The sequence below is a fragment of the Bacteroides sp. AN502(2024) genome (genome assembly GCF_041227145.1).
In the GTDB taxonomy this organism is placed as follows: domain Bacteria; phylum Bacteroidota; class Bacteroidia; order Bacteroidales; family Bacteroidaceae; genus Bacteroides.
In genome coordinates this window covers 3,514,396-3,539,213 of the sequence record NZ_JBGFSP010000003.1, presented here as the reverse complement: position 1 = coordinate 3,539,213, position 24,818 = coordinate 3,514,396, and the positions used below count along the sequence as shown (strand labels likewise).

Sequence of the window (24,818 nt, the reverse complement as noted above, 5' to 3'; positions counted from 1 at the left end):
ACTGTAAAACCGATTCTATCCCCCCCCAAATGTTGTCATATTACTCATCGGCACAAGACCGAGATATCCCTCTTTCTTATTTATAGATGCAAGCCCATGGGAAGGATTATATCCTGTATAGACTGATCTGTTTTGCGGAGAAATACGGTGAAAATAAATTCAAATTCATACCTTTCCTCTAAAGAAAAAACGGATTCTTTATCTTGCCGGTGTATAAAAACTCGATTTTTCTATCTAATTTTGTATCCTCAAAAGCAACAGAATTCATGAGAAACTTTGCAGCAATCGACTTTGAAACAGCCAATGACAAGCGTACCAGTGTATGCAGTGTCGGTGTTGTCATTGTAAAAGATGGTAAGATTGTGAATAAAATCTATCGCCTCATCCGTCCTGCTCCCAATTATTATACGCAACGGACAACGGCCGTTCACGGATTAACTTACGATGACACGGTAGAAGCGCCAGACTTTCCAGACGTATGGGCAGAAATCAAACCATTGATAGACGGGCTTCCACTTGTTGCCCACAACAGTCCATTCGACGAAGGTTGTCTTCGTGCGGTTCACGAATTATATGGAATGACTTATCCTAATTACAAGTTTTATTGCACCTGCCGCACTTCGAGGAAAGTGTTCGGAAAGGAGCTGCCCAATCACCAGTTGCATACAGTAGCAGAACGATGCGGATATGATTTGACCAACCATCATCACGCACTGGCTGACGCAGAAGCCTGCGCCCAAATAGCATTATTGATCATTCCCGAACCGAAGAAAGCGAAATCGACGAACAAAGCAAACAAAGACACACATGTCGGAGACTTATTCGGTTCACTGATCCCGTAAACGGCAGCAGTGAAAAAGACCTAATAAAAAACACTACAACTATCATTTCAACCAACAATAGCCGTAGTGTTTGATGATAAAGCGATAATTATATGCTAAGATTAAAGAATAGACTTAGCGATCCCCATTTCCAAACCGCGAAGTTCCGCCAATCCGCGAAGACGACCCAAGCATGAATATCCAGGATTGGTCTTCTTCTTCAAGTCGTCAATCATCTGATGCCCGTGGTCGGGACGCATGGCGATAGAGCATTTACGACGCTGTTGCAAAAGAATAAGAGCTTTCATTACGTTGTACATATCTACGTTTCCTTCCAAGTGGTTGGCCTCATAGAAGTTACCTTCCTCGTCACGCTGCGTACTACGCAAATGCACAAAGTTCACACGGTCACCGAAGCGTTCCATCATTCCGGCCAGGTCATTATCGGCACGCACACCGAAAGAACCTGTACACAGACAAAGACCGTTGGACTCATTAGGCACAGCCTCAATCAGTTTTCTGAAATCTTCTTCCGTACTCAGAATACGTGGCAATCCTAAAATCGTATAAGGAGGATCATCCGGGTGGATCACCAGTTTCACTCCCACTTCATCGGCAACAGGAGCAATTTCCTTCAAGAAGAAAATCAGGTTGGAACGAAGTTTTTCCGCATCAATATCCTTGTAGCGGTCTAATGCCTCCTGGAATTGTTCCACCGTAAAGCTCTCTTCTGAACCGGGCAGTCCGGCAATCATGTTACGGACCAAGAGTTTCTTATCCTCCTCATTCATCTGTTCGAAACGGGCTTTTGCCTTAGCTATCTCTTCCGGAGTATAGTCTTTCTCCGCATTCGGACGTTTCAGGATGAAAAGATCGAAAGCCACAAAAGCAGCCTTCTCAAAACGGAGCGCTTTGGAGCCATCGGGCATTGTATAGGCAAGGTCGGTACGTGTCCAGTCCAGTACAGGCATGAAGTTGTAAGTAACCACCATTATGCCGCATTTCGCCAGGTTACGAATACTTTCCTTATAGTTTTCGATATATTTCATGAAGTCGCCCGTCTGTGTCTTGATATGTTCGTGCACCGGTACACTCTCCACAACAAACCATGTCAGCCCCACTTCTTCAATCATCCGCTTGCGCTTCATGATTTCTTCCACTGTCCACACCTCGCCATTCGGAATATGATGGAGGGCATTCACTATACCGGTAGCGCCTGCCTGCTTAATATCCCACAGGCTCACCGGGTCGTTAGGACCGTACCAGCGCCAAGTTTGTTCACACAAATACATATTATATTAAATTAAAAGTTGAAAATTGAAAGTCAAAAGTTGATAATCAGTATGCACCCACAGCACAGCTAATTATCGATTTATTAAATTGAGAATGCATCAAACCCGCCGTCAATAACAGCTACCGTACCCGTTACGAAGTTAGAAGCATCACTAATCAGATAGTGGATTGTTCCGTAAAGGTCTTCCGGTTCGCCAAAACGATTGAACGGAGTATGAGCAAGAATAGTCTTGGAACGATCAGTCAGTGAACCATCCGGATTCGTCAACAATGTCCTGTTCTGTTCCGTCAGGAAGAATCCCGGAGCGATAGCGTTTACACGCAGACCGTTACCGAATTTCAAAGCCAGTTCACCGGCCATATATTTGGTGAAGTTAGCGATAGCCGCTTTCGCTGCACCGTAGCCTACCACACGAGTCAATGGACGAAGAGCTGATTCAGAGCAGAAGTTTACGATCGAACCTTTTTTCTGTTCAACCATGACTCCGGCAAATACCATTGTAGGCAATACCGTACCGAACAGATTCAAATCCACCACCTTCTTGAATGCATCGATCTGTAAGTCGAAGAATGTCTTATCCGGTGCGATTGTAGCACCTGCCATATTGCCACCGGCAGCGTTCAACAAAACATCAATGCGTCCATACGCTTTCATGATTTCCCCTTTGTTGCTTTCCAGAATTTCTTTATCCATTACGTCCGTATAAAGAAACATAGCTTCGTGTCCTTCTGCCTTGATACGCTCTACCAATGCCTTTCCTGCCTCTTCACTTCTGTCGAGCACCACAATTTTTGCACCTTCTTTTGCAAGATATGCAGCAATACCTTTACCTAAAATTCCGGCTCCACCGGTAATTACAACTACTTTGCCTTTAACGTTAAATAATTCATTCATGGTTCTAAAAATTCATGTTTATAGCTTATTGTTCAGATAATATTTCAGATTTTCTTTCAAGAGAATATCAATCGGCATTAAATTCACCGTTTCCGATTTTTGCTTGAATAACAAGTAATTACACAAAGACCTGACTCCTTCATACCCCTGTCTCTCAGGACGTTGCGCGATCAATGCAGTAATAACACCTTCGGAAAGTAATCGGGTATTTCTCCCGATAAGGTCGTATCCTACCAGTTTTACCGCTTTCCTCTCCCTCGCTTTCAAGTAATTGCCCAGAATATAACAGGTGGAGTTAAATATAACAGCCCCTTTTATTCCAGGATTCGCCTCGAATATTTCATCGAGCCTGTCAAAATTATAGACCGAATCATTGATTTTCAATTCCACTTCATGCAGATTTCCATTAAACTCTGTCTCCGTGAGATAATGACAGAACCCTTCGCGCCTGTTCTTCCCCTGGTTGGAATCGTTCTTCCCGCTATGAATAATCCGTGCCATTAATATATCCGAAGAAGAAGGAAGCCTGTCCATCAATAATCTGGCAGCAATCACTCCGGCATCATAAGATTCCGTTCCAAAATAAGCCAGTTGATGTTGCCCTCCAATGTTGGAGTCAACATACACATAAGGTATTTCATTCCTGTCAAGCTCCTGCGAAAGCCGGATAACAGACTCTGTAAACAATGTCGCAATCAACACCCCATCCACTTTCTCATTCAGCAGATTTCGGACAATATCATCAAAAGTATTGTTATTATATTGATCGAAAAAGAGTTTGGTAATGGTGACATTATAGGATCCCATTTCCGCCGCAGCTTTATCGATACCTTCCGAAATCGCTTCCCAATACTCTCCCTGCATAAAAGAAGGAGTTATTGCAAGGATATGATATTGTCTTTTGGAGGTTGCTAACGAACGTGCCATCAGATTGGGTTGATAATGTACCATTTCCAGGATAGCCTGTACTTTTTTCTTGTTTTCTTCAGATACTCTTCCCCGATTATGGATTACACGGTCTACCGTGCCAACAGAGACACCTGCCATCTTGGCTATGTCCACAATCCGAATATTTGAAAATTCTTTATCCATATATTGATAAGTATCTTGTTTTTCATCGGCAAAAGTAAAATGAATTATTGAATTAAGCAATAGTGTGTACGCACACACATCCTAAATAAATGAGCATAAACAACTAATAATTAATCCATTAATTCAACATCACTACAAAGAGACATGTTGTTAAACATAAGAAAAAGTAAAAATAGTATAGAGAAAAAGACACATTGTGTACAGAAACAGTATAAGGAATGTTGCTGTGTATATGTTATCAGCATGACTGCGAAAGAACTGACTACTGTATCAGTATGCGAATGAAAAAACCGTCTACGGATTACGGTTTTAAAGCAAAAAAGCGTCTGGTTAAATCAAGGAAAGACAGTTTCAAGCCGCGAAACACTTAGTTTAGCGGCTCTAAACAGTTGGATTTGCGGCTCTAAACACCTGATTTAGCGGCTCTAAATACTCGGTTTTGCGGCTCTAAACCAAGTGTTTCATGCCGCGAAACATTTGGTACCCCCTGCAATCGGGCATAGAGAATAGCCCAATGACACAAAACCGAATTAACGACAATTTACAATCCTTCGTTTTAGAGAAACGGGAAGTTTACCTACCTTTGCAACCTTTTTCAGGAACACGTTAAAAGCAAACTGGTAGTATATGGTACAGAATCAGGAACAACCCGTAGGAAAAATTACATTTTCCATTTTGATTGCATTGAGTCTTTCGCATTGTCTCAACGATCTATTACAGTCGGTGCTATCGGCATCTTATCCTTTATTCAAAGATGACTTAGGACTTAGTTTCGCACAAATCGGACTTATCACGTTAATCTATCAACTTTCCGCTTCTGTTTTTCAACCGATTACCGGAATTTTCTTTGATAAGCATCCCATCGCATGGTCATTGCCTATCGGAATGAGTTTTACACTGATGGGTCTGATAAACTTAGCATTCTCTGACAACCTATACTGGATATTAACATCCGTATTCTTCATCGGAATCGGCTCTTCCGTACTGCATCCGGAAGCCTCCCGTATCACGTTCCTTGCCTCCGGCGGAAAACGCGGACTGGCACAATCACTCTTTCAGGTAGGTGGTAACTTCGGAGGTGCACTGGGCCCTTTGCTGGTAGCTCTGTTGGTGGCTCCTTATGGCAGACAACATCTTCTTGTCTTCGCATTGGTGGCTTTAGCCGCTATCGGAGTGATGTACCCGATTTGCAAATGGTATAAATCATATCTAAACCGGATGAAAGCGCAGACTGTCTGTGTCAGAAAACCTGTCCATCTTCCTTTGCCTATGGATAAAACAGCCTTTTCAATCGCGATATTGATGATCCTGATTTTCTCCAAATATATCTATATGGCGAGTCTCACGAGTTTTTATACTTTTTACCTGATTCATAAATTTAATGTAAGCGTACAAGATTCACAGCTATATTTATTTATCTTCCTGGCGGCTACTGCCATCGGAACACTCATCGGCGGACCGGTGGGTGACCGAATCGGACGTAAATTCGTGATTTGGGCTTCTATTCTGGGAGCTGCCCCCTTCAGTTTACTAATGCCACATGCCAATCTGCTGTGGACTATCATCCTTAGCTTCTGCGTGGGATTGATGCTTTCTTCGGCTTTTCCTGCCATATTGCTTTATGCACAGGAATTACTTCCTACCAAACTTGGATTGATATCCGGTTTGTTCTTTGGATTTGCTTTCGGAGTGGCCGGTGTCGCATCTGCCGTACTGGGTAATCTAGCGGATAAAACAAGCATTGAATATGTATATAATATCTGCGCTTATATGCCGTTGCTGGGATTAGTCACATTCTTTTTGCCTAATTTAAAGAAGCAGAGATAGATATATTATAAAAGAACGACCGGTATGCATCGTCACGACAGATACCCTTCACGCATCTTCTGGAACAAAGGCAGGTGAATAATTGTTATAACTGACAGTATAACCAAACCATTTTTAGAAGATTGCTAATATTAATCAATGAAAGGTAGTACATTCGTGAAACGAAAAATATATATACCAACAAAGAGCCACTTGGGGAAACAGGTTATTCTATCTCTTTTTCTGTTATTTTCACTGTCCCTACAGGCACAGACTGAAGAGAAAGGCTCTTTGGGCAACGATACTACAAAAGTAGATTCCACAGCAACCACCAAACCGGGCGCCTTTAAAAGAGCAATCCTGAAGTTTCTGAACTTCAGTGATTTCGATACGCTCTATATCGCTCCCAACCGTTATAACTACGCACTGATGGTTACTCATTTCAGTAACTTTGAGTATTATTCTATCACCAGTGAATTGCCTCATCCACAGAAACTTAGTTTTTCTCCCAACCCGCACAACAAGATAGGCTTGTATTTCGGTTGGCGATGGATTTTCCTGGGATGGTCTGTAAATGTGAATGATATTTTCAAAAAAGGTACCCGAAAGAACAAGAGAACCGAGTTCGATCTTAGCTTATACAGTTCCAAATTAGGCGTGGATATCTTCTATCGCCGCACCGGCAATCATTACAAGATACACAAGATCAAGGGATTTCCAGACAATATACCCTCCACCTATTCCGAAGATTTCAGCGGCATAAAAGTCGATGTCAAAGGACTGAATCTATATTATATCTTCAATAATCGTAAATTCTCCTATCCTGCCGCATTCAGTCAGTCCACCAATCAACGGCGCAATGCAGGCACACTTATTGCAGGTTTTTCCATTTCAAAGCATCATCTCGATTTCGACTATACAGCACTTCCGGGATTTATCCAGGAGACAATGAATCCTGCCATGAAAGTCAAGAATATTAAATACACCAATGCCAACATCAGTTTCGGTTATGCCTACAACTGGGTCTTTGCCCGCAACTGCCTGGCATGCCTGTCTCTCACTCCTGCCATTGCCTACAAAGCTTCCGATGTGGACGCCGAAACAAATGAGGCAAAAACATGGTACAGTAAATTCAATTTGGATTTCCTGCTTCGTGCAGGGATTGTCTACAACACCGGGAAGTATTACGTAGGAGCTTCCTTTCTTGGGAAAAACTACAATTACCACCACCACAACTTCTCTGTCGACAACGGATTCGGTACCCTCCAGATATATGCCGGATTCAACTTCAATACCCGCAAAGAATACAGGAAAAAGAAACAATGCCACAGAAACTAGAATTCATCCATTTGCTTGCTTATCCAAAGAATCTTTGTACATTTGCCGCGTTCTAACGAACAAAAGTAAAAAACAATGAAGCAACAACGCTACATACAAACCACACGCACTCTTCTTTCCCGCTTTCGCTACTGGGGAAGAAAGAACTATGCTGCCTTTGCCAGTATGGGACGCGAATTACAGATCGGTCATCTGCATACCAATGTAGTGGACGTTGCCCTTCGTAAGCAGAATGCTGCACAAACTATCCCTTATCATACATTTATGACACTTCAAGAAATCAAAGACCAAGTGCTGGCGGGTATCGACATATCACCCGACCAAGCTGCTTGGCTAGCCAACATGGCTGACAGCGAGGCACTTTATGCTGCCGCGCATGAGATTACCGCCGCACGTGCTTCGCACGAATTCGACATGTGTTCCATCATCAACGCCAAGTCCGGCCGATGTCCGGAAAATTGCAAATGGTGTGCACAATCTTCCCACTACCACACTAAAGCCGAGATTTACGATCTCCTTCCCGCTGAAGAATGTCTTCGACAAGCCCAATACAACGAAGCCCAAGACGTCAACCGATTCTCCCTCGTTACCAGCGGACGAAAACCATCTCCCAAACAGATGACTCAACTTTGCGATACGGTCCGCTATATGCGTCGACATTCGTCGATTCAACTTTGTGCTTCTCTGGGCCTGCTCAATGAAGAGGAATTACGTTCCCTGCATGAAGCCGGAATCACCCGTTATCACTGTAATCTGGAAACTGCCCCATCTCATTTCTCCAAACTCTGCTCTACGCATACGCAAGAACAAAAGCTGGCTACCCTCGATGCAGCCCGCCGTGTAGGAATGGATATCTGCTGCGGAGGTATCATCGGTATGGGAGAAACGATGGAACAACGGATTGAATTTGCTTTCACACTGGCAGAACTGAATGTTCAATCCATACCTATCAACCTGCTTAGTCCGATTCCGGGCACCCCACTGGAAAACGAGCAGCCTTTAAGCGAAGAAGAAATACTTAAGACCATTGCACTCTTTCGTTTCATCAATCCGACCGCTTTTCTGCGTTTTGCCGGAGGACGTTCACAACTCTCTTCCGAAGCGATGCACAAGGCATTATATATCGGAATTAACTCGGCTATCGTAGGCGACCTGCTGACAACACTCGGCTCCAAAGTATCGGAAGATAAAAAGATGATTCAGGAAGAAGGCTATCATTTCGCCGGTTCCCAATTTGATCGCGAACATATCTGGCATCCGTACACATCGACTACCGATCCGCTTCCTGTCTACAAAGTGAAACGGGCAGACGGTGCTACCATTACGCTCGAAGACGGACGAACACTTATCGACGGAATGTCTTCCTGGTGGTGTGCAGTGCATGGATATAATCATCCGGTATTGAATCAGGCGGCAAAAGAACAATTAGATAAAATGTCTCATGTCATGTTCGGGGGACTGACGCATGATCCGGCCATTGAACTGGGGAAACTGTTATTGCCTTTAGTTCCTCCATCCATGCAGAAAATATTCTATGCGGACTCCGGTTCGGTAGCCGTAGAAGTAGCACTGAAAATGGCAGTACAATACGAGTATGCAACAGGAAGACCGGAAAAGAACAATTTCGTAACCATCCGCTCCGGTTATCACGGTGACACATGGAATGCCATGTCTGTATGTGATCCGGTGACGGGTATGCACACTCTTTTCGGTTCGGCATTGCCTGTACGTTATTTCGTTCCCTCTCCCACCTCCCGGTTTGACGGAGAATGGAATCCGGAAGATATACGACCTCTGCAAGAGATGATTGAAAAACATTCAAAAGAGTTGGCGGCACTTATCCTGGAACCAGTGGTACAGGGAGCAGGCGGGATGTGGTTTTATCATCCGCAGTACCTCCGCGAAGCAGAAAAGCTCTGCCGGAAGCACGATATTCTGCTTATCTTCGATGAAATAGCAACGGGATTCGGACGGACCGGCAAACTTTTTGCTTGGGAACACGCTGGAGTGGAACCGGATATCATGTGCATCGGCAAAGCACTGACCGGAGGATATATGACACTTTCTGCTGTGTTAACCAGCAACCGAATAGCAGATACCATCTCCAACCATGCACCGGGAGTTTTTATGCACGGACCTACATTTATGGGTAATCCACTCGCATGCGCAGTGGCTTGCGCCTCCGTTCGCCTGTTACTCGAATCCGGTTGGCAAGAGAATGTGAAGCGAATCGAAACCCAACTGAAAGAAGAGCTGGCACCTGCACGGGAATTCCCGGAAGTGGCTGATGTACGAGTATTGGGAGCCATTGGAGTGATTGAGATGAAGCGTCCGGTAAATATGGCTTATATGCAACGACGATTGGTAGAAGAAAGAATCTGGGTACGTCCCTTTGGCAAGCTGGTATATCTGATGCCGCCTTTCATCATCACTTCAGAACAACTAAGCAAGCTGACTTCCGGGCTACTTCATGTTATAAAGAAGGATGACCTATAAGGAAGAATAAATCGATTACACATTCAATCATTCATGTATCGAATACAGATTACTTAAAACTATCATTCATGACATTAGAGCATATAAGCCAAGAAATCCAGACCTTGATAGCGGGAAAGAACGATCGTTCTCTCCCACCATTAATCCACAACGGGAGATATGTTCTGCTGAACGGACAACGAATGTTGAACTTATCTTCCAATGATTATCTCGGACTGGCTAATGACGTTTCATTGAAGGAGGAATTCTTAAAGACGCTCACCCCTGAAACATTCCTGCCTACCTCCTCTTCTTCCCGGTTACTGACCGGCAACTTTAGTGACTATCGGAAGTTGGAGCAACAGCTAGCCACCCTGTTCGGAACGGAAAGTGCACTCATATTCAACAGTGGTTATCATGCCAATACAGGAATACTTCCTGCCATTTGCAGTAGTCACACACTGATTCTTGCTGACAAGCTGGTACACGCCAGCCTGATAGACGGAATAAAACTATCATCGGCTAAATGTATCCGGTATCGTCATAACGATATTTCCCAGTTACAACGACTGATTGCCGAGAATCATAACGTGTATGAACAGATTATTGTTGTTACCGAAAGCATCTTCAGCATGGATGGTGATGAAGCTGATCTTCACGCTCTCATTCAGCTCAAAAAGAGTTATTCAAATGTTCTTCTTTATGTAGATGAAGCTCATGCTTTTGGTGTACGGGGGGAAAAAGGACTAGGATGTGCCGAAGAGCAGGAGTGTATCAATGATATAGATTTTTTAGTAGGAACATTCGGTAAAGCCATCGCTTCAACAGGAGCTTATATTGTCTGCCGGCAACTCATCCGGGAATATCTTATCAATAAAATGCGTACGTTTATATTCACCACTGCGCTTCCTCCTATTAATATTCAATGGACTTCACGGGTATTAGAACACCTTCCGGCTTTGCAACATAAGAGGGACCACCTGCTACAAATCAGCCAAAAGCTAAAGGAGGCACTTACAGCCAAAGGATATCACTGTCCGTCGGTAAGTCATATTGTTCCTATGATCATAGGAACCAGTGAAGATACCCTATTGAAAGCAGCAGAACTCCAGCGCAAAGGATTTTATGCATTGCCCGTCCGTCCGCCTACCGTACCCTCCGGGACCTCACGAATCCGCTTCTCACTGACAGCCGACATCACAGAACATGAAATTGACCAACTCATTAAACTGATAAACGGATGAAACAACATTTTATCATAAAGGATAATCAGAAGCATCTATTGCTTTTCTTTGCCGGTTGGGGGATGGACGAAACTCCTTTCCTGACCATTCATCCTGTTGACAAGGACTGGATGATTTGTTATGATTACCGTTCATTAACATTTGATGCCAGTTTACTGGAAACCTACTCCCGGATTACACTCATCGCCTGGTCGATGGGAGTCTGGGCAGCTTCGCAAATCATGAAGCGATATCCACATCTGCCTGTTTCCCAACGTATCGCCATCAACGGTACCCTCTATCCCATACACGAAACCAAAGGTATTGCTCCCTCCATTTTCAATGGTACACTCCATGGGTTGAACGAACAAACCTTGCAAAAATTTCAAAGAAGGATGTGTGGTTCAACAGACGACTATAAAGCTTTTCAAGCCACATCTCCCCAACGTGCGGTTGAAGAACTCAAAGAAGAACTTGCCGCCATACAAAAACATTATTGTTCCTTGCCTCCCTCTGATGTTAAATGGCAAAAAGCGATCATAGGAAAAGGCGACCGAATTTTCCTACCGGATAACCAATATCGGGCATGGGAAAACCAAGCGGACTCTCTTGAACAAGTGGAAGCGGCACATTACCAACAAGAGCTTTTTCATACAATACTCATGCAGCCGGATACCGATACATCCGTCATACTACCGGATAGTAATTATCATACGGCCAGTAAGCTCATTAAATAAAGATTGATTATGAATAAACGACTAATCGCAGAACGTTTTTCAAAAGCCATCACAACCTATCCGAAGGAAGCGAACGTACAACGGCAAATAGCGGATAAAATGATTCGTTTGCTTACGGAACACATATCTTCTCCCTGCTCGAAAGTGATTGAATTTGGCTGCGGAACCGGTATTTACTCTCGTATGTTGCTCCAAACTCTCCACCCGGAAGAGTTATTACTCAATGACCTTTGCCCCGATATGAAATATTGCTGCGAAGACTTATTGAAGAAGGAGCAGGTATCTTTTCTTCCGGGAGATGCCGAAACAGTCTCTTTCCCCGCCGAAAGCACACTGATTACTTCCTGTTCGGCCCTGCAATGGTTCGAGTCACCGGAAAACTTTTTCGAAAGGTGTAATACCTTGCTCAATCATCAGGGTTATGTTGCCTTTAGCACTTTTGGAAAAGAAAACATGAAAGAAATACGCGAACTTACCGGAAACGGACTACCTTATCGTTCACGGAAAGAGCTCGAAGCTGCATTATCACCCCATTTTGACATACTGTATTCAGAAGAAGAACTTATCCCGCTTTCGTTCGAAGACCCGATAAAAGTACTATATCACTTGAAGCAAACCGGAGTCAATGGGCTGTCAACGCAATCCGGTCCCGGCAGAAAACAGGAAAACGATTCGTGTTCACTAAAGAATCACTCAAAGAATGATCTCCCCCAGCGACAATGGACCCGTCGTGACTTGCAGTTCTTCTGTGAACGTTATACGCAGGAGTTTACTCAGGGCACTTCTGTGTCTTTAACATATCACCCTATTTATATCATCGCAAAAAAGAAAAAAGCATGAAACAGAATGTATATTTTGTAAGCGGTATCGATACGGATGCCGGAAAGAGTTATGCCACCGGCTTTCTAGCTCGTGAATGGAACAAGAACGGTCATCGCACCATCACCCAGAAATTTATTCAGACGGGAAATGTAGGACATTCCGAAGATATTGATCTACACCGGCAAATCATGGGAATCCCTTTCACCCAAGAAGACCAAGAGGGACTAACCATGCCGGAGATTTTCTCTTATCCTGCTTCTCCGCATCTTGCTTCCCAGCTGGATAACCGTCCCATCGACTTTGATAAAATAAAACGTGCAACCGAAGAGTTGAGTAAACGGTATGACTCTGTGTTACTCGAAGGAGCAGGCGGTCTCATGGTTCCTCTGACTGCCGAACTTCTGACCATTGACTACATCGCTCAAGAGAAATATCCGCTTATCTTTGTTACTTCCGGTAAACTGGGGAGCATTAATCACACCCTGCTTAGTCTCGAAGCAATACAAAAACGCGGCATCATACTGGACACCGTACTGTATAATTTATATCCTACCGTAGAAGACAAGACGATTCAGAATGATACAATGGAATTTATCCGGACCTGGCTGAAAAAGTATTTTCCGGAAACAAAGTTTATGCTGGTTCCGGAAATAAATGTACCCATTTGACAAGCGTTCTGTAACAGATATGCGGAAATGCCCTATCATTCAACACATTGAATCTGATAACAGGCAAATAGGATCTTATCCGGCATCAACTCATTTCAGGATTGTGGAGCACGGAGTTGCCAGAAAGCAACAGCAGCCGCAGCAGCCACATTGAGCGAATCAACACCATGTGCCATAGGGATACGGACTACGTAGTCGGCCTCAGCAATCGTATCGTGTGAAAGTCCGTTCCCTTCGTTGCCCATTACGATAGCCAATTTGGATTCATCCGCTAGGGCAGGATTATCAATGGAAATAGAGTCGTCCGTGAGTGCCATGGCAGCCGTACGGAAACCTAATTTTCCCAAGTCACTGAGAGAACCGTCCATCCAAGTCCATGGTACAAAGAAAACGCTTCCCATAGATACCCTGACCGCACGACGGTTCAACGGGTCGCAAGAGGTGCGTGTCAGTAATACGGCATCAATTCCAAGAGCGGCTGCCGAACGGAAAATAGCACCGATGTTGGTTGCATCAACCACACTGTCTATTACTACCATGCGCCGGGCTTCCCGGCATACCTCTTCCACACTACGTGGCGCAGGACGATGCATGGCACAGAGAACACCACGTGTCAGGACATAGCCGGTCAGCGTAGCAAGTAATTCTCTGCTTCCGGTATAAACAGGCACATTCTCACAACGTTCGATGATTTCGGCAGCATCACCGATAATATGTTTACGCTCACACAAAATAGCGAGAGGTTCATAACCGGAATCCAAAGCTCTCTTGATAACCTTCGGACTTTCTACGATAAAAATACCCTTGTCGGGTTCGATGCGGTTACGTAACTGATTTTCAGTCAGACTACCGAAGACCTCAACTCCGGGATGGGATAAAGATGATATTTCGATAACAGGCATACTATTGCTTATTACTTTCCATTAGACATACGACCGTTCCATTCACGCAACGGGTCATTAATAAATGAATACCTACCATCTCGTGCCCGACTATCGTTCCGGGTACGGCACGCGGCACACTGCCATGCTTGATCTGAAGGTCACCGGTACAAATACTGCCGAGAGTCATTCGCACGATTGCATCTCGTGAATCCATTATTCCCGGTTTCGGTTTCTCCCGTAATTCAAAATTTCCATGTTCAACGTATGTGTATGTAAGCATCCTATCCTCTTTGTTGATTAATAGTTCAATTCCCTTGCAAAGATAATGATTTTATCAGTAAACATAAACCTTATATCGCGTTCAGCTATATGAAACAAAATCTCCCCTGTCCGGCAACTATAAACGACCTGATAAAGAGCCGTGGTAATTCTGTGTCAACCGATCCTCTTAAATGCCCGGCCCATAAAATAAGACCATTTTTGAGAGAACAAAACTGTTTTAAATGGAAAGAACCGTGTACCATACAAATAATATTTGCCCAAACACTTCCCATTCTCAAAATAAAGTCCTACTTTTGTGAAAAAGATTTTCCCGTATATTAACGTATTAACAACAATATCTCACCCATAAATAACCCCTACAAGATGAAAGAAGAATCCGGCAGCCTGTCTGTCCCCTACAATTTCTCCCGTTGTTTCAACGACCAATGTCCGCAAGCCTCGAAATGCTTGCGCTACGTAGCTGCCCAAAATGAAACAGCCGATTACCTTTATATCTCCATCGTTAATCCGGCACGTTATCCTACGGATGGAAACCAATGCGAATGTTTCAAGACTGCTGTCAAAGTTCATGTGGCATGGGGACTAAAACGATTGCTTGACAGAATCCCTTATGAGGATGCGGTCAGTATTAGAATACAATTGGTGGAGCACTATGGAAAAACAGGATATTACAGGTTCTATCGCGGAGAACGGGGGCTTATGCCTAAAGACCAAGCCTACATCAGACAACTATTCCACAATAAAGGGATAAAAGAAGAACCAACTTACCAACGCTACACGGAAGAATATATCTGGTGAGTTGCTGTCATCAACAGTTTCAAGCAATTGGAACTCTAGTTTCAAGCGTATGAAACTAAAGTTTCAAACCGCAGAACCAACAGTTTTCACACTTGAAACTGTTGGTTTCAAGGCGATTCATAAGTGCGGGATAGTTACGATATGACTAAATTAATACTTGATATATCCTTCTTGTTCATACGCTTTCCCATATTTATGAATCATTGCTACCAACGGTCTTAAACGTTCATCAGAAATCAACATAGCCCTATAACGCAAATACTGATTATCATAAAGTTGCCGGTTTCCGTCCTTGAGGCGCTTCTCGACATCCTCTGGAATGAAAAATTCCGCACGATTGCCCAAGTTTGCATAGAATTCATGTAAAAAGATAGAAATACCAGCCAAATCTATGTCTCCGAAATGAATATAACGGTTAGGAATCATCTTTAGCCAATCACACAAATCTTTCGATTGCGGATAACGGGATACAAAAAGAACTTTCATTCCTTCAAACAAGTAGCTTTGGGCACGGATATGTTGGAAATTCTCCCCATTCTCTATGCCCACTACCACAACATCTTCGGGAATACGGAAATATTCGTAATCCTGCATGAAGATAGAAATGCCCTGCAAAGGAGAAAGCACGTATGGTTCATCATGAAGAGTAGCTTCTATAGGCTCATAACAATTGAGAAGAAAACCTTTGAACGTACGGATATATCTCAGTTTTGAATGTCCCGCTTTCGTCACTTGTTCCGAACGTGATACTTCCGTCAGACGACTTTTCATCTCAATCCAGTCTTCCAGCCTCATCCCAAAAGTATAATTCTGTGCAAGATAAATACGACACCCTTTCGGGTCAATCATACGAAAACTACGCTTGCTCCCTCGAGAGACCAATGCTATGATTCCCTCATCCATCAGTCCGTTTGCTATTGCACCTTCAAACTTGACATACGGTACAGACTCACCACCTAACATTTTCAGCACTAGCTTCGCCATTGCCAATGTAAACAAATCTCCTCTCATTTTTCTATCTTATTATAAGTTAATAACGGGACAACCTGTGTATTTGACCGCCCGTCTTTACTCAGCAAATAGGTATAACGATAATCCTCCACATTATAAGTAGTAGGTGAACTGTTCACCAACAAGATATTCCGGCAATTGGCAAAATCCAGAATACCTTTCACGTTATTAGGATGCAGTTTTCCAATTTCATCCATCATACAATGGATTTTAAAGTCACCAAACTTATGAGACGCCTTTTCCTTGAACACATTAATCAGCATGATATTGACCATTGCTTTCACCAGAATGTCCGTACCGTCAGAACCTACATTGGCAATCTTCTCCACCCATCCCGTGTCGTTATCATTCTCTTTCACGCGGAACTCCAGTTTGAAAGTATCGGCAAGCGCCAACCGTCTGCGCCCCGGCTCGTCGAGCAGGTATTTCATAAACGACAGCAGATATCGGACAGCCGTCGCATTGACATCTTCACGGGAATCTTGCGAGAACAAGTCGACCTTTCCCATATTATATTGATTCTCATCATTAAACCGTTTTATCTCCAGCAATAGCTGCATCAGTTTATCACTGCTCTGAAGCGGGCGAAGAGCTATCTCTTTGATCACTCCGGCAAAATTCCGCTTGACAAAATCGTCGTTGATATCCTTAATTGTTCTGTGTATCTCGCTTTCATTATGTGTCAAATCCCCCACCTCCTTTGAAATCCGGCGGATGATATCCGTATACCGTTCACTGATATGTTTCTGATAATCGGAAATCTTATCATTATCCACAAACTCACACAGATTGGACGCGAAATCATAGTAATCCTGTTCTCCAATCAGTTCCGTACGGAAATGGAACGTGTTTTTCGATGAGAAGTTTCCATTGAACTGCGTCACCTCTCTCTTGAATTCTTCTGTCTTTCTGATGGTAGACACAATGAGCGACTTCAACTCTTCCACGATAACATCGCAACTTTTCCGGGTAGGTTTCTCCCCTATTTCCGTCACAGAGGACGGACAGAAAGTTTCATCTTTCCGGAACATCTCCACTTTATTCAACCCATCCTCCAATAAGTGCAAATCCTTGCCAATCCGGTCGAGATGTTCGTCCGCCTCTTTTTTCTGAATCTGCAACTTCTCCTTTTTCAACCCAAAGCGTTCGTTCAATGCGGCCAGCTTCGCATCCAATTCCTTCTTCCGACTCCGCGTAGCAGGTTCTTTATCAAACAATTCCGCCCTGTCTCTTTCATAATAAAGCACCTGCGACCGGAATTTACCAATAGATTCCAATTCTTTATTTATTTCGGCAAGCCTATCATCATACTTACGGATAGTGACCGTATCAGCCCCCTTTCCACTCAACTCACTCTCTTGCGCCTGCTTCAATTCCTTTTCCCGCTCCGCAGTCTGCTGTTTCATCCGGTCTATCTCTTGCCGAACACCGGCCACAAACTCCTCCTGCTCCTTCCGGAGTTCAGTCCTGCTGTCATTATACACTTTCCGACAGGCCTTCAACATTCCTTCCCGTTCCTCCAAATACTTCTTCTTCTCCCCTTCCGCCACATAGAGACGATGTCCGATTTCATTCAGTTGCACCTGCAATTCCTCCGTACATTTCTTTTTCCATTCCTCCTCCTTTGTCTTCCAGGAAGCGTAATCAGCCTGCAGATTCTTCAATTTTGCAGGAATCTGTATCCGCTCGGCCTCCATCAGATGTTGTTCTTCCAGAATACCATGAATTTGCTTCGAATACTTCTTCTCCAAAGAAGAAACAGCTCCCTCCTCTTCTTCCGTCAATCGGGTAAGACGGTCGGTACAAAGTTGCCGGGCTGCTTCTTGCCTGTCGCGTTCCCGCTTCATTTCTTCGGGAGTGCGGACAGAACGTTCGATGGCTGTCAGATTGAGCGAAACACCAAACAGAGTAGCCCCCTTATCCACCAATTGAGGATGCAGTTCACTGTTGTACAACACCAGTTCCTCATCTGCTACCTTGCCTATCGTCTCCTGCCAATCCGGTTTATTCTTCTCCAGCCATTCACACAACGAACCTTTTCGCTTCTCAATCAAAGCATCCAATGTCTGCAACTCTTCTTCAATCGTGCTCCGTTCTTTGCGAACAGCCTCCATCTTTGTCTGAAACTCCCATTTCAGTTCCTTCACCTTCCATTCACACTCCTGTCTCAACTGCTTTATTTCTCCTTGTTGCTGACGGATGCCAAGTTCCAGTTCCTTGTCCTTTTTGTGCAGTTCGTTGATGCCTTCTTCACAATCGTCCATTTCATTTTGATGAGGACGCTCATATTTCACCTTCTGAAGTTTCAGGTTACACTGTGCCTGTTCGTCACGCAACTGCTGAATACGATTATCCACCGTCTGTACTTTCTCTTCTTGTGTCGTCCTTACTTTCTCCTCTTCCACACGAAGCTGTTGCATCAATTCCTCCTGTCTGCCTGCAATCTCCGCATTCCGGACATTTATCCGTGCCTGCTGACTATTCTCAAAAGTACGGAAATCAGCTTCCAGTTTCTCAGACAGCAATCCATACTTACTCAATACATCCTCATACGCCCTTGTCAGTTCCGATTTCATGTTCCGGACTTGTTCCAGTTCCTGAACCAGCAATTCTTCACAAGACACCCGTTTGATGATTTCTTCAATCTGTATCTGCTCGTAATACAGACGTTTCTCACGTATCTTTTTGAGCAAATCGTTTATCACACCGATCTCCGTAATCAAGCCATCACGTTCTTTGGTATACTTTTGTTGCAGTTCACCCATAAGCCGCAGCAACCGTTCACGTTCCGTCTCCGCTTTAGCCAATTCTTCCTTCACCAGCGGGATCTCATGCAAAGCCCGTTTCTCCGCAAAGTTAAGTTCCGCACGCCCTCCACCAATCTGCTTTTGTGTATAAATCAAATCACGATAGGCGTTCATTACTTTCCCCGCCATCTTCCGGACAGGCACCTCTCCATTCTTGTTCTTTGTAAACCAAAGCATCACGTCCCTGTATTCCTGCTCGAACTCCTTAATCTGGCTACGATAGAAGTCCAAGTCAACAGAGATATCCTCGTCACTCATCGAACGGATAATGGTATCTTTTATAAAATCGGCATCCAGTTTGGAATTTAAAAAGACATTCTGTATTGTACGCGGGATATTCTGATATTTCGCACTTTCCACAATGGCGAATTTCCGGTAAGGTATCATTTCATGTTTGCGGTTATTACCGAAAATGATGTCCCGATACATCTCATAGCTGGTCACCTGTACAGTAGTCTGAATCTTCGAACCGATGTGTTCGCGGATACGTCCCCATTCGGAATATACCACACTGTGCTCGTCAATGAACCACTCCTGTTGGAATGGCGCATCGATAAAACGGAAAAATACGCGTCCTTGGGATTTGGCGGCCACCACACAGTAAGCATCATTCTCACGCATCACCTCATAGACAATGTAAGAATTGGCATAAGGGAAATAAAAAGCATCGAAACTCTTCTTCTCCTTCGGAATACCCAGTCTTAATTTGTCAGCATTATAAAAGAAGAGTAAAGCACGGAGCAGCGTACTCTTACCGACACCTTGCGTACCTATAAAATGGACATTCCCATCCAACTTCACCTCCGCATACGGGATATGGGCACTGTTCAGAAAAATAATCTTATTCAGGTATCTCATCTTGCACCTCCTCCGAAATAGTGATACAATCAACCAAGTCCTCCATATAGTGGAAAGCCGACAATACTTTATACGTCCCGTCGAGTTCGTTTTCTTTCTCTATCAGTCCTATGCTCTCCAGTTCTTTCAACAATTTGCCTACTACTTCCTCATACTTCTTCTTATCCGAAAACAGTTTGGTCGCCTTTTCCTTTAGTTCGATATCGCACCCTATCTGAATCTCAATATCAGCGGCACGGAACAGGAATCCCGGTCCGAATGCCGAATGATAGGTTTTCAGGAAGCTCAGGTAATCAACCCACTTCTGAATCGCTTCCAATTTACGTTCCAGATCAACTTTCGCTTCTTTGCGGGTAAAATAATAATAACCGTCACCACCTTCCAGATAGAAACCGATACCTTTATAATAATCATAATAATCAGTCAAATCCTCCTCAATCGCATCATACAAATGCTTCACTTGAGTGGAGACACTGTTGGAAGAAATGAATCCCCCTTTGCTAAGTATATTAAATATCTCTTCAGTGTATTTCATGGTCATCTGTTTTTAGTATTCAGCATCAATATTGTCCTAAATAAATTGGGGGGAACAAATAAAAAGGAAGTAGAACTAAGGTAAAATGACTACCTTAGTAGCAAGCTACCAACTCATCTACTTCCTATGGCAAATATAACACTTTTCGCACAGGTAATATCACATCTCCCGAAAGAAAATATCAGGAAAATCATAAAATCTTCGGGGTCAGACAAGCATTGCAAGGGCTACAATACATGGAGTCAGTTTGTTAGCATGATTTTCAGCCAATTCTCAGGATGTGATTCAGTCAGAGATATCTCAAACGGGCTGAAATCAGCCACCGGCAACCTCAATCATTTGGGAATCAACCGTGCACCATCCAAGTCAACGGTAGCATATCAGAACGCCAACCGAGACAGTTCGGTTTTTCGCGGCATATTCTACTCGTTGTTTCAGTATTTCGGACAGCAAGCCCTATGGCAACGAAGAAAGTTCCGTTTCAAGATGCCGATAAAACTGCTCGACTCCACATTGGTGTCATTGACTCTGTCAATATATGACTGGGCACATTACACTACCACCAAGGGGGCGGTCAAGATGCACACGCTATTGGACTATGACAGTCTTTTGCCGGAGTTCGTGAATATCACCGATGGCAAAACCACCGACAACAAAGCTGCTTTTGATATTGAGTTACATCCGTATAGTATTGTAGTAGCCGACCGAGGCTACTGTGACTACTCATTGCTGAATAATTGGGACAGCAGCAACGTGTTCTTTGTAGTGCGTCATAAAGACAATATCCGGTACAAAGCCATAGAGGAGTTGCCTTTGCCTGAAAAACACGCTCAGAATGTACTTATTGACGAAATAATCGAGTTCGAACTCTCGGCGGCCAAATCCAAATATCCCAAACGTTTACGTCGCATCGCAGTATGGAACGATGAACACGGTTTTGAAATTGAGTTACTCACAAACAACTTCACATTGGCAGCATCAAGCATAGCGGCTCTGTACAAGGCTCGGTGGAACATAGAAATCTTCTTTCGCAACCTCAAGCAACTGCTACGCATCAAGAGCTTTATCGGCACATCCCGCAATGCCGTAGAGACCCAAATATGGACTGCTATGACTACAATGCTGATTCTGACATGGCTAAAGCACATCGCAAGATACAAATGGGCATTGGCTAACCTTGTGGTCACGCTCCGGCTGAACACATTTACCAAAATCGACCTCCAAAAATGGCTTGATCAACCATTTACACCACCTCCCGAAACCATCGAAAACGATTAGGGGGGATTGATTTTGAACTCTCGAGGCTATACTTAACAGTATAGTCAGTTAGCTCATGCTCAAAATTTATTTAGGACAATATTGATTCAGCATACATCATTTGGCATAGATTAAAGGGTATTCCACTTCATCGGAGATTTCATAAGTATCCGTAAAGCGAAGTTCATCGGCATATTGCGACGCCAGTTGGCAGAAAAAGATCAATTTCTCTCCACGCGTCACCTCTTTCCGGTAGCGATAGTTCATCACAAAAGCGAACAGATGGGTACCCGACGCCATAAATGAATTATGCACCTCCTGCAAATTGACTGTATCTATCATTTGCGACTGTCCGTCCAAGTAGCCTTCCGGAATGGCATCTGCCAGTTGTTTCATTCCTTTCGAAGAGTTTTTCTGCCGTGCAGCAAGTTTCTTCAATATCTGAAAAGCCTCATCGGAAGTCCGTAGATAATCGACGGAAAGCTTAATACGATAACCGACCTGCGGTTCCATCCAGAGGGGATTCTTTTGTGCAGCAACCGAACGGATATTTGTATGTTCCTCCAGCAGGAACTGGTCTTTCAGGTACTTCAGCTTCTTTACTTTTTCAAGGATACGGTTCTGATAATCTATCAGATTCAGATAATGGATGATTTGCTTCTGAATTTCAATCAGGTTATGGTATGAATCATTCAGTTGAAGTTTTACATCACTCACTACATTCCGCATCTGCACATCCATCGCCACCCGGAAGAAGATAGGCTGCCCATAGTCTATCAATTCCTCGCTTTTACGAATCAACAGAGCGATATTGTTCCGTTTCTCGTCAAGCCGGACGAGTTTGGTTTTCTTGATCTTGTAATTAGGCTCGTTCTTATAAGTATTATCCATATTCCGCTTCAGGTCCATCACGTTACGGACAGTGGTCAGAGCTATATTCTTCAGGCAGCGTTTCACTTCCCGCTGGTAGTTGTATTTGCGTTGCTCATTATTCTCTTTCAGATAATAATCAATATTTTCGTTCAGGCGTGTCAGATAGTCCTGCACAAAAGAGACATTGATTTCTTCATTCACTTCGAGCACATCTTCAAAGAATTTCAGATAGATATCCTCCATCTCGAGGAAATCACCGGTATCCCGGATCACTCCGTAATCAATCAAATAACGGATACGCTCTTCCTTGTACTCGGTCATCTCAAGCGCATAATCATAGCGGAACGAAAGAGACTTCCGTTTGGCAAACATTTCTTTCAGGAGCTCTTTCTCCCTGTCGAGACTTTTGACCAGTTCTTCTATGGAACGAAAAGTACTCATATCAGTTTTGTCTTTTAACAACGATTACTTGTATAGATTTCCGTTACTATAATCTGTCAAGTAACAAGATTCTACAAATATAACGGAAAAAGCATACGAAACCTAATTTCTTTGTTTACAATTTTGTTATAAAAGAATTTAGGATATTATCCCCACTTTTTCAAATTACTATTCATACCTTTGTGAGTTCGATAGAGAAATCAGACGGACGCACTTGCAGTATAGCTGTTTTCGTGAAAGACTCTGAAGAGAGTTTTGCGGACAACAGTAAGATGATCGCTGAGATTTCACGTATCGTTTATGAATATGTGACGCAGTCAGCTAACTAAAAAAGATGGAGAAGAAGAGTGAAACAGAAGAAGCAATAGCAGCATGCATCCTTGAAACGGAACGTCTGCTAATCCGTCCTTTTCAAAAAGAGGACGCGGAAGCATTTTTCGCCTGTTGCCAGAACCCGAACTTGGGTAATAATGCCGGATGGGCGCCACATAAGACGTTAGAGGAATCGCGGGAGATTCTTCAGAAAGTGTTTATCGGTCAGGAGAATATTTGGGCGATAACCCTGAAAGATACGCGGCAGCTTATCGGTTCCATCGGAATCGTCCCCGACCCGAAACGGGAGAACCCGCAGATCCGCATGTTGGGATACTGGCTTGACGAAGCGCATTGGGGCAAAGGATATATGACGGAAGCGGTGCAGGCTGTACTCCATTACGGGTTCAACGAACTGCAACTCAGCCTCATCACCGCCAATTGCTACCCGCACAACAAGCGGTCGCGGCAAGTGCTCGAACGGAATGGTTTTATCTATGAAGGCATGCTGCATCAGGCGGAACTGACTTACAACGGGAATATATTCGACCATCTGTGTTATTATCTTCCCAATATATGCCAGCCCACTCCCCAAGATTACGACGAGATTCTGGAAGTTTGGGAAGCATCGGTGCGTCACACGCATCATTTCCTCACGGAAGAACATATCCGGTTTTACAAACCGCTGGTGCGCAATCACTATTTACCGGCGGTAGAACTATACATGGTCCGGAATGCCGATAGAAAGATTGTAGCTTTCATGGGACTGAGCGACGAACGAATCGAGATGTTATTCGTAAATCCCGGTGAACAGGGAAAAGGATACGGCAAGCGGTTACTGGAATACGCTATCCAGCAAAAACAGATGGACAAAGTGGACGTAAACGAGCAGAATGAAAAAGCACTCGGTTTCTATCTTCGCATGAGATTCCAAATCATCGGAAGAGACGAAACAGACGGTATGGGCAAACCTTACCCGATTCTGCATTTACAGTTGAAAGAAGCCAATATCGAAGAAAGTAAAGGTTAACCCCAAAACAAAAGTCACATGAACCTGCGTGCAAGATTATCCGAACGTGTACATATCGAAGATATCAGAGAGATCCTTCACTTTATACAAGATGACGAACAACTCAGAGAGGAAGTCTATCTACTCATCTTTGACGAGGATGAGATTGTCTCTTATCAGGCATTATGGGTTTGTACGCATTTCTCAAAGGAAGATGTAGAATGGTTGAGCCAAAGACAGGACGAGCTGATTGACGCAGCGATGTCCTGTCCGCATTCGGGAAAACGAAGGCTACTCCTGAACCTGCTCAGCCAGCAACAGCCGGCTAACCCGCCCCGAATGGATTTCCTCGATTTCTGTCTGGAGCGTGTCATCACCCGGCGGGAACCGGACGGAGTGCAGTCTCTTTGCATCAAACTTGCCTATCGACTGACCTGCTCCATTCCGGAGTTGCAACAAGAGCTGCGCACAATGCTGGAAATGATGGAACCCGAATTATTGAGTCCTGCCATCCGTGCTGTACGTAGAAATACACTAAAGGCTATGAAGGCTAAGAAGTAAAAATGCAAAAACAGAACTCA

At 43.9% G+C, this 24,818-nt stretch carries 19 protein-coding genes and 3 pseudogenes; 13 read left to right on the top strand and 9 right to left on the bottom strand.

The window, feature by feature from the left end; translation table 11 throughout:
* Positions 1-266 precede the first annotated feature (266 nt).
* Positions 267-842 carry a 3'-5' exonuclease gene (locus tag AB9N12_RS13890; protein ID WP_369892614.1) on the top strand — a complete coding sequence of 192 codons (576 nt, stop codon included), beginning with the start codon at positions 267-269 and terminating at the stop codon, positions 840-842.
* Positions 843-943: 101 nt separating this feature from the next.
* Here AB9N12_RS13890 and uxuA read toward each other — a convergent pair whose 3' ends face one another.
* The 3 genes from uxuA to AB9N12_RS13875 form a co-directional block, all read right to left on the bottom strand.
* Positions 944-2,113, bottom strand: coding sequence for a mannonate dehydratase (uxuA, locus tag AB9N12_RS13885; protein ID WP_369892613.1), 1,170 nt, complete (start codon positions 2,111-2,113; stop codon positions 944-946).
* An 83-nt stretch (positions 2,114-2,196) separates the two neighbouring features.
* Positions 2,197-3,009: an SDR family oxidoreductase gene (locus tag AB9N12_RS13880; protein ID WP_369892612.1), complete on the bottom strand. Its 813-nt coding sequence runs from the start codon at positions 3,007-3,009 to the stop codon at positions 2,197-2,199.
* An 18-nt stretch (positions 3,010-3,027) separates the two neighbouring features.
* Positions 3,028-4,101 (bottom strand): substrate-binding domain-containing protein, encoded by a 1,074-nt coding sequence (locus tag AB9N12_RS13875; protein ID WP_369892611.1) that lies wholly within the window; start codon positions 4,099-4,101, stop codon positions 3,028-3,030.
* A 627-nt stretch (positions 4,102-4,728) separates the two neighbouring features.
* On the opposite strand from AB9N12_RS13875, the gene AB9N12_RS13870 reads away from it, so the two are divergent.
* The 7 genes from AB9N12_RS13870 to bioD all read left to right on the top strand — a co-directional run bounded on the left by AB9N12_RS13870 (position 4,729) and on the right by bioD (position 13,170).
* Positions 4,729-5,928 (top strand): MFS transporter, encoded by a 1,200-nt coding sequence (locus tag AB9N12_RS13870; RefSeq protein WP_369892610.1) that lies wholly within the window; start codon positions 4,729-4,731, stop codon positions 5,926-5,928.
* A gap of 192 nt (positions 5,929-6,120) precedes the next feature.
* On the top strand, positions 6,121-7,245 hold the full coding sequence (locus AB9N12_RS13865) for a DUF4421 domain-containing protein (RefSeq protein WP_369892894.1): 1,125 nt from the start codon (positions 6,121-6,123) through the stop codon (positions 7,243-7,245).
* A 75-nt stretch (positions 7,246-7,320) separates the two neighbouring features.
* Positions 7,321-9,741, top strand: coding sequence for an adenosylmethionine--8-amino-7-oxononanoate transaminase (gene bioA / locus AB9N12_RS13860; protein ID WP_369892609.1), 2,421 nt, complete (start codon positions 7,321-7,323; stop codon positions 9,739-9,741).
* 68 nt (positions 9,742-9,809) lie between these two features.
* Positions 9,810-10,964: an 8-amino-7-oxononanoate synthase gene (locus AB9N12_RS13855; protein ID WP_369892608.1), complete on the top strand. Its 1,155-nt coding sequence runs from the start codon at positions 9,810-9,812 to the stop codon at positions 10,962-10,964.
* Positions 10,961-11,680: a DUF452 family protein gene (locus AB9N12_RS13850; protein ID WP_369892607.1), complete on the top strand. Its 720-nt coding sequence runs from the start codon at positions 10,961-10,963 to the stop codon at positions 11,678-11,680. The genes AB9N12_RS13855 and AB9N12_RS13850 overlap by 4 nt, the downstream gene beginning before the upstream one ends.
* A 9-nt stretch (positions 11,681-11,689) precedes the next feature.
* A complete protein-coding gene (gene bioC, locus AB9N12_RS13845; RefSeq protein ID WP_369892606.1) occupies positions 11,690-12,520 on the top strand; it encodes a malonyl-ACP O-methyltransferase BioC in 831 nt (276 codons plus the stop codon).
* Positions 12,517-13,170 carry a dethiobiotin synthase gene (bioD, locus tag AB9N12_RS13840; RefSeq protein ID WP_369892605.1) on the top strand — a complete coding sequence of 218 codons (654 nt, stop codon included), beginning with the start codon at positions 12,517-12,519 and terminating at the stop codon, positions 13,168-13,170. Before bioC ends, bioD begins: the two co-directional genes overlap by 4 nt.
* A gap of 95 nt (positions 13,171-13,265) precedes the next feature.
* On the opposite strand, the gene AB9N12_RS13835 is transcribed toward bioD, so the two are convergent.
* Both AB9N12_RS13835 and AB9N12_RS13830 read right to left on the bottom strand, forming a co-directional pair.
* Positions 13,266-14,072: a TrmH family RNA methyltransferase gene (locus tag AB9N12_RS13835; RefSeq protein ID WP_369892604.1), complete on the bottom strand. Its 807-nt coding sequence runs from the start codon at positions 14,070-14,072 to the stop codon at positions 13,266-13,268.
* Positions 14,073-14,139: 67 nt separating this feature from the next.
* Positions 14,140-14,334: pseudogene (locus AB9N12_RS13830) on the bottom strand (alcohol dehydrogenase catalytic domain-containing protein); the annotation flags it as partial.
* Positions 14,335-14,699: 365 nt separating this feature from the next.
* On the opposite strand from AB9N12_RS13830, the gene AB9N12_RS13825 reads away from it, so the two are divergent.
* Positions 14,700-15,134, top strand: coding sequence for a DUF6078 family protein (locus AB9N12_RS13825; RefSeq protein WP_369892603.1), 435 nt, complete (start codon positions 14,700-14,702; stop codon positions 15,132-15,134).
* A gap of 150 nt (positions 15,135-15,284) precedes the next feature.
* Here the strand turns inward: AB9N12_RS13825 and AB9N12_RS13820 are convergent, their stop codons facing one another.
* From AB9N12_RS13820 to AB9N12_RS13810, 3 genes are read right to left on the bottom strand one after another with little or no spacing between them, the layout of a single operon-like run.
* Positions 15,285-16,145: a hypothetical protein gene (locus tag AB9N12_RS13820; RefSeq protein WP_369892602.1), complete on the bottom strand. Its 861-nt coding sequence runs from the start codon at positions 16,143-16,145 to the stop codon at positions 15,285-15,287.
* Positions 16,142-19,810 (bottom strand): ATP-binding protein, encoded by a 3,669-nt coding sequence (locus AB9N12_RS13815; RefSeq protein ID WP_369892601.1) that lies wholly within the window; start codon positions 19,808-19,810, stop codon positions 16,142-16,144. The genes AB9N12_RS13820 and AB9N12_RS13815 overlap by 4 nt, the downstream gene beginning before the upstream one ends.
* On the bottom strand, positions 19,794-20,345 hold the full coding sequence (locus tag AB9N12_RS13810; RefSeq protein WP_369892600.1) for a hypothetical protein: 552 nt from the start codon (positions 20,343-20,345) through the stop codon (positions 19,794-19,796). The genes AB9N12_RS13815 and AB9N12_RS13810 overlap by 17 nt, the downstream gene beginning before the upstream one ends.
* 126 nt (positions 20,346-20,471) lie before the next feature.
* Between AB9N12_RS13810 and AB9N12_RS13805 the strand changes: the two genes are divergently transcribed.
* Positions 20,472-21,623, top strand: a complete 1,152-nt coding sequence (locus tag AB9N12_RS13805) for an IS4 family transposase (RefSeq protein WP_369888970.1) — start codon at positions 20,472-20,474, stop codon at positions 21,621-21,623.
* Between the two features lie 96 nt (positions 21,624-21,719).
* On the opposite strand, the gene AB9N12_RS13800 is transcribed toward AB9N12_RS13805, so the two are convergent.
* The gene (locus tag AB9N12_RS13800) at positions 21,720-22,916 is read right to left on the bottom strand and encodes a hypothetical protein (RefSeq protein ID WP_369892599.1); all 1,197 of its coding nucleotides are present in this window, start codon (positions 22,914-22,916) and stop codon (positions 21,720-21,722) included.
* A 203-nt stretch (positions 22,917-23,119) separates the two neighbouring features.
* Between AB9N12_RS13800 and AB9N12_RS13795 the strand changes: the two are divergent.
* The 3 genes and pseudogenes from AB9N12_RS13795 to AB9N12_RS13785 all read left to right on the top strand — a co-directional run.
* Positions 23,120-23,245, top strand: a pseudogene (locus tag AB9N12_RS13795) (class A beta-lactamase); the annotation flags it as partial.
* A gap of 44 nt (positions 23,246-23,289) precedes the next feature.
* Positions 23,290-24,258, top strand: a pseudogene (locus tag AB9N12_RS13790) (GNAT family N-acetyltransferase); the annotation flags it as partial.
* A gap of 18 nt (positions 24,259-24,276) precedes the next feature.
* Positions 24,277-24,798, top strand: a complete 522-nt coding sequence (locus AB9N12_RS13785) for a hypothetical protein (protein WP_369892598.1) — start codon at positions 24,277-24,279, stop codon at positions 24,796-24,798.
* Positions 24,799-24,818 lie beyond the last annotated feature (20 nt).

What these genes read in the sequence shown, in the direction of transcription:
- AB9N12_RS13890 (WP_369892614.1), top strand. Translation starts at nt 267, where the DNA reads ATGAGAAACTTTGCAGCAATCGACTTTGAAACAGCCAATGACAAGCGT.
- uxuA (WP_369892613.1), bottom strand. Translation starts at nt 2,113, where the DNA reads ATGTATTTGTGTGAACAAACTTGGCGCTGGTACGGTCCTAACGACCCG.
- AB9N12_RS13880 (WP_369892612.1), bottom strand. Translation starts at nt 3,009, where the DNA reads ATGAATGAATTATTTAACGTTAAAGGCAAAGTAGTTGTAATTACCGGT.
- AB9N12_RS13875 (WP_369892611.1), bottom strand. Translation starts at nt 4,101, where the DNA reads ATGGATAAAGAATTTTCAAATATTCGGATTGTGGACATAGCCAAGATG.
- AB9N12_RS13870 (WP_369892610.1), top strand. Translation starts at nt 4,729, where the DNA reads ATGGTACAGAATCAGGAACAACCCGTAGGAAAAATTACATTTTCCATT.
- bioA (WP_369892609.1), top strand. Translation starts at nt 7,321, where the DNA reads ATGAAGCAACAACGCTACATACAAACCACACGCACTCTTCTTTCCCGC.
- AB9N12_RS13855 (WP_369892608.1), top strand. Translation starts at nt 9,810, where the DNA reads ATGACATTAGAGCATATAAGCCAAGAAATCCAGACCTTGATAGCGGGA.
- AB9N12_RS13850 (WP_369892607.1), top strand. Translation starts at nt 10,961, where the DNA reads ATGAAACAACATTTTATCATAAAGGATAATCAGAAGCATCTATTGCTT.
- bioC (WP_369892606.1), top strand. Translation starts at nt 11,690, where the DNA reads ATGAATAAACGACTAATCGCAGAACGTTTTTCAAAAGCCATCACAACC.
- bioD (WP_369892605.1), top strand. Translation starts at nt 12,517, where the DNA reads ATGAAACAGAATGTATATTTTGTAAGCGGTATCGATACGGATGCCGGA.
- AB9N12_RS13835 (WP_369892604.1), bottom strand. Translation starts at nt 14,072, where the DNA reads ATGCCTGTTATCGAAATATCATCTTTATCCCATCCCGGAGTTGAGGTC.
- AB9N12_RS13825 (WP_369892603.1), top strand. Translation starts at nt 14,700, where the DNA reads ATGAAAGAAGAATCCGGCAGCCTGTCTGTCCCCTACAATTTCTCCCGT.
- AB9N12_RS13820 (WP_369892602.1), bottom strand. Translation starts at nt 16,145, where the DNA reads ATGAGAGGAGATTTGTTTACATTGGCAATGGCGAAGCTAGTGCTGAAA.
- AB9N12_RS13815 (WP_369892601.1), bottom strand. Translation starts at nt 19,810, where the DNA reads ATGAGATACCTGAATAAGATTATTTTTCTGAACAGTGCCCATATCCCG.
- AB9N12_RS13810 (WP_369892600.1), bottom strand. Translation starts at nt 20,345, where the DNA reads ATGAAATACACTGAAGAGATATTTAATATACTTAGCAAAGGGGGATTC.
- AB9N12_RS13805 (WP_369888970.1), top strand. Translation starts at nt 20,472, where the DNA reads ATGGCAAATATAACACTTTTCGCACAGGTAATATCACATCTCCCGAAA.
- AB9N12_RS13800 (WP_369892599.1), bottom strand. Translation starts at nt 22,916, where the DNA reads ATGAGTACTTTTCGTTCCATAGAAGAACTGGTCAAAAGTCTCGACAGG.
- AB9N12_RS13785 (WP_369892598.1), top strand. Translation starts at nt 24,277, where the DNA reads ATGAACCTGCGTGCAAGATTATCCGAACGTGTACATATCGAAGATATC.